Source organism: Petrotoga sp. DB-2, from assembly GCF_054051725.1.
Window position 1 is genome coordinate 1 of record NZ_JBSVZD010000055.1, and the last position, 3,301, is coordinate 3,301.

Annotated in this window: 2 protein-coding genes and 1 pseudogene; all 3 read left to right on the forward strand. The window is 35.7% G+C overall.

Annotated features, from left to right (window positions below):
• Positions 1-377: 377 nt before the first annotated feature.
• Positions 378-2,267 carry an ABC transporter substrate-binding protein gene (locus ACW9JY_RS10345; RefSeq protein WP_457284314.1) on the forward strand — a complete coding sequence of 630 codons (1,890 nt, stop codon included), beginning with the start codon at positions 378-380 and terminating at the stop codon, positions 2,265-2,267.
• Between the two features lie 43 nt (positions 2,268-2,310).
• On the forward strand, positions 2,311-2,451 hold the full coding sequence (locus ACW9JY_RS10350; RefSeq protein ID WP_457284315.1) for a hypothetical protein: 141 nt from the start codon (positions 2,311-2,313) through the stop codon (positions 2,449-2,451).
• A gap of 521 nt (positions 2,452-2,972) precedes the next feature.
• Positions 2,973-3,301: pseudogene (locus tag ACW9JY_RS10355) on the forward strand (ABC transporter substrate-binding protein); the annotation flags it as partial.

Here is a 3,301-nt window from a genome sequence, read left to right on the forward strand (position 1 = left end):
AATTGCTCGTAATTGCTTCTAATATTAGTTGATTGGATAAATTAATGGTTGACAAAAAAAGTTAACTCACATATAATCATTTTGAACAAAATTTGAACTTATTTAGACATTTGTTTTCTTTAAAACTTTAAAAATTTAATTTAGGATATGCTTATTAATTGATTGGATAAACTTACCATTAATTATCCCGGTTTTTTATAATTATTTAACCACCTATTTTTATCAATATTCATAATAAAGGACTGTACAAATTTTTTTGTTTGAAGCTCAAGGAGCGAAAAAGGGGATAAAGGGAGTATTAATGGACTTTTATTTTTACTACTTTGGGAAGAAATGCCAAAGTAAAGGTAAAAAAACTCATTAGGAGGTGTGAAAGAATGAAGAAGAGTTTATTGGTGATTTTTGTTTCTGTGTTACTTGTTGTTGCAGGATTTTCACAAGTAGCTGGGATTCCAAGAGAAGAAACACTCATTGCTAACATTTTAAGTGGAAGAGTAGGTTCCCCTGGTAATTTTAACGTATTTACTGCTAGCTGGAGAAATCCTGATCAAGGTATTCAGCAACTGATGCTGGAACCATTATGGACGATGGAACCTGCCAGGGGAGAAGTTATTAATTCTCTTGCAGCGGAAGGTCCGATTTACAACAAAGACTTCACACAGATGACGGTTAAGTTAAGGAAAGGGTGTTATTGGAGTGATGGTGTTGAAATTACTGCGGATGATATTGTATATGGTATTGAAACTACTATGGAGCATCAAGGAATGTCTTATCATGAACAATTCAATATGTACATTGACAAAGTATACAAAACAGATGATTACACAGTAGTATTTGAATTAAAAGAACCTAATGCACGATTCCACACTAATTTATTAGATTCCTGGGGAGGATGGAGGCCTTTCCCAAAACATATTTTTGAAAAAGTAGAAGATCCCTTATCCTTTAATTACAACCCTCCGATAAGTAGTGGGCCATATGTTCTAAAAGATTATGATCGTGCTGGTTATTGGACACTTTGGGAAAAAAGGGAAGACTGGGATAGAACACCAACTGGGATGTTGTTTGGTGAGCCGAAACCAAAATACGTACTCTTCTATTACTATGGAGAAGCTACAAACCAAGTAATTGCACAAGCTAACCATAATTTAGACATGGCAGATTTAACAATGGAAGGATTCAGAGCCCTTATTCAAAGGAATCCATACTCAAGGGGATACAGAATAGAATACCCATGGGTAGTTAACACGGATCCTTGCATTACAGGGCTAACACTCAATACTGATGTATATCCATACAACATAAAAGATGTAAGGTGGGCATTAACTCTTGCAATAGATATAGTAGATTATATAGGGATAGCGTTTGATGGTGCTGCACCTATGGGTGCACTTCACGTTCCCCCCATGCCAGTTTACCAAGAATGGTACTATGAACCATTAGAAGATTGGTTGAAGAATTTCACCTTAGACATAAACGTTAATGGGAAACCATTCAAACCGTACGATCCAACGGCGACATTAAGAGCAGCTCAATACGCAAGGGAAAGAGGATACGAGGTACCAAACGATATAGAAACGTTGAAAGAGATGTTTGGTCCAGGATGGTGGAAATATGCACCTGATGTAGCGGAACAACTGTTAGAAAGGAATGGATTTACAAGAGATAAAAATGGTAAATGGTTGTTACCAGACGGTACACCTTGGAAGATTAATATTGTAGCCAATGCAAATCCTTCACATCCTGCACATAGGAATGCACTTGCTGCAGCACAACAGTGGAGAAACTTTGGTATAGATGTTTCAGTTACTCCTACTGAACAAGTGAACAATATATCTGGGTTAGGCAATTTTGAAGTTACCGACCAATGGCCTGTAATGGGACCATGGGGAGGGCAACCTGATCTGCACCGTAGTTTTTCAAGCGCACACTCAAAATACTACCAACCAATAGGAGAGAATGCAGCGCTTGCTCTGGGTCCTGCAGCAGGTAGATGGACAGATCCGAGGATGGATAAGGTTATAGAAGGAATGGAAAAGGTAGACTGGGATAGTGAGAAAAACATGGAATTAGGTATGGAAGGGTTAAAAATACTTGTAGAAGAAATGCCTACAATTCCAACTTTCGGATATCCTGGAGTAGTAGGATGGGATGAGTATTATTGGACTAATTACCCTGGTGCTGAAAATCCATATATGATACCATATGCTCATTGGCCAAACTTCAAATACGTACTCCCCTTTCTTGAACCAACAGGGAGGAAATAAGGGCTACAGATAAATACATTGAGCCCCCTTTGGGGGGCTTATTATGATCATGAAACTTTTCCTATATACTGTGAATGGTGAAAAGGTTCCATATGAATTTGTAATTGTAGAACTAAAACAAATCAAGACTCATCTCGACCGAAATCTTACAAAACGATTTTTTTCAAAATTCAAGAAAAACTAAGAAAAAGCTTCCTAATCGCAAATAATTGCTCGTAATTGCTTCTAATATTAGTTGATTGGATAAATTAATGGTTGACAAAAAAAGTTAACTCACGTATAATCGTTTTGAACAAAATTTGAACTTATTTAGACGTTTGTTTTCTTTAAAACTTTAAAAATCCACTTTGGTACACTGCAATAAAAAATATAGGTTAGATTAAAAAGCTGTTTAATTGTAGGATTTAATAAAATTCCTTTGGTTTTTAATTCAAAGACAATAAATGTTTTGATTTTTAAAAAATAAATTATGAAGAACGAAAATGGGTTATTGTTGATTCGAATATTAATTTATTTGGTAAACTTACCAATGATTGCTTGTGCTTTTTCACTTAAATATTTCTAATAGAGAATTCTATTATTTTTTGTTTGAAGCTCAAAAAGAGAAAAATGGGATAAAGGGGGTATTAATGAACTTTTATTTTTACTACTTTGGGAAGAAATGCCAAAGTAAAGGTAAAAAAACTCATTAGGAGGTGTGAAAGTATGAAAAAGAGTTTATTGGTGATTTTTGTTTCTGTGTTACTTGTTGTTTCGGGATTTTCACAAGTAGCGGGTATTCCAAGAGAAGAAACACTCATTGCTAACATTTTAACTGGAAGAGTAGGTTCCCCTGGTAATTTCAATATATTTACCAGTAGCTGGAGAACCCCTGACCAAGGGATTCATCAATTGATGCTGGAACCATTATGGACGATGGAACCCACCAGAGGAGAAGTTATTAATTCTCTTGCAGCGGAAGGTCCAATCTACAACGAAGACTTCACACAAATGACAATCAAGTTAAGAAAAGGGTGCTATTGGAGTGATGGTGT